The sequence below is a fragment of the Nocardia sp. NPDC060220 genome, from assembly GCF_042727815.1.
In the GTDB taxonomy this organism is placed as follows: Bacteria; Actinomycetota; Actinomycetes; order Mycobacteriales; family Mycobacteriaceae; genus Nocardia.
Map to the genome: position 1 here is coordinate 1 of NZ_JBHWZY010001232.1, position 1,537 is coordinate 1,537.

1 protein-coding gene is annotated in these 1,537 nt (G+C 68.9%); it reads right to left on the reverse strand.

Going from position 1 to position 1,537, the window contains the following annotated elements; translation table 11 throughout:
* The coding region (locus ACFWF3_RS35585; RefSeq protein ID WP_379318526.1) for a xanthine dehydrogenase family protein molybdopterin-binding subunit at positions 1-1,484 on the reverse strand (1,484 nt) is incomplete at its 3' end.
* Positions 1,485-1,537: the final 53 nt, after the last annotated feature.

Sequence of the window (1,537 nt, forward strand, 5' to 3'; positions counted from 1 at the left end):
CCCGCGACCGTCCCCTGGGGGAGGTCGGAATCGCCGATGCGCAGATCGATGCGATCCGTGTCGACCCCGAGGGCGTCGGCGGCGATCTGGCCGAGGGAGGTCCAGGTGCCGGTACCGATATCGACGGCGTCGATGGCGACTTCGTAGCGGTCGCCGGTGTGGCGCACGCGGGCGCTGTTGCCCCCGGCGGTGTCGGCCGGGTAGGTCGCCGCGGCGACCCCGGATCCGATCAGCCATCGGCCATCGCGGCGCGACTTCGGTGCCGGGTCACGCTCTGCCCAGCCGAAGCGCTGCGCCCCGGCACCCAGGCATTCGACCAGCCCACGGGTGGAGAACGGGCGCCCTGATTCCGGGTCGACCTGGGGTTCGTTGTGGATGCGCAAGGCGATCGGGTCCATACCGAGGGCGACCGCGAGTTCGTCCATCGCCGTCTCCGCGGCGAACATGCCCGGACAGTGCCCGGGCGCCCGCATCCATGACGAGACGGGAACACTCAGTGCCGCGAAACGATGCGAGGTCGATCGGTTGGCCGCCGAGTACATCACGCGGGTCGCCACGGCGGTTTGCTCGGCGAACTCCTTCACCGTGGAGACCTGCGCGATCGCGTCGTGGGCAATGGCGGTCAGGGTGCCGTCGGGGTGCGCGCCGAGCCGGACCCGCTGGCGGGTCGGCGTCCGATAACCGGCGAGTGAGAACAGCTGTTGCCTGGTCAGCGGCAGTTTCACGGGTCGCCCGTCGCAGAGTTTCGCGGCCATCGCCGCGAGCACGATATTGGCGTGCGGCTCACCTTTGGATCCGAAGCCACCGCCGACGAAGGGCGCGATCACCCGCACCCGCTCGGGCGCCAGGCCGAACAGGGCCGCGATCTCGGCGCGCACCACGTGCGGGCCCTGGGTGGAGTCGAACAGCGTCAAGGTGTCGTCGGTCCAGTGCGCGATGGTGGCATGCGGTTCCATCGGGTTGTTGTGGACCATCGCGGTCGTATAGGTGTGGTCGATGGTGACCGGGGCGATCGCCATGGCGGCGTCGACGTCACCGATCGTGGTGTCGGTGGGAAAGCCGCCACTCACCTCCTGCGGGGTGTAGAGGTCGGCGTCGAGGGTGACGGCGGCGGGCTGCTCGTCATAGGTCACGCGCACCTGAGCGGCGGCTTCGCAGGCGACTTCCAGGCTCGTCGCGATGACGGCGCCGATCACTTGCCCACGGAACGCGATCTCGCCGTTTTGCAGGATGAACAGTTCGTTGTCGTCGTCGACGGCCAGCCGGGGAGCGTTGTGGTGGGTGAGCACGGTGACGACGCCGTCCATCCGTGAGGCCACGGAAGTGTCCATCTCGCGGATGCGCCCGCGGACGATCGTCGACTGAATCACGAAGCCGTACAACGGATCCCGCTGCGGATGCTCCATCGCGTAGGGCGCGACACCACGGAGTTTGGCCGGTCCGTCGACACGGGTGGGTGAGCTGCCGATCGCCGGTGGGTTCATCGCACCTCGCTCAGCTCGCGCAGGGTCGCGACCAGCACATTGCGCGCCAAAGG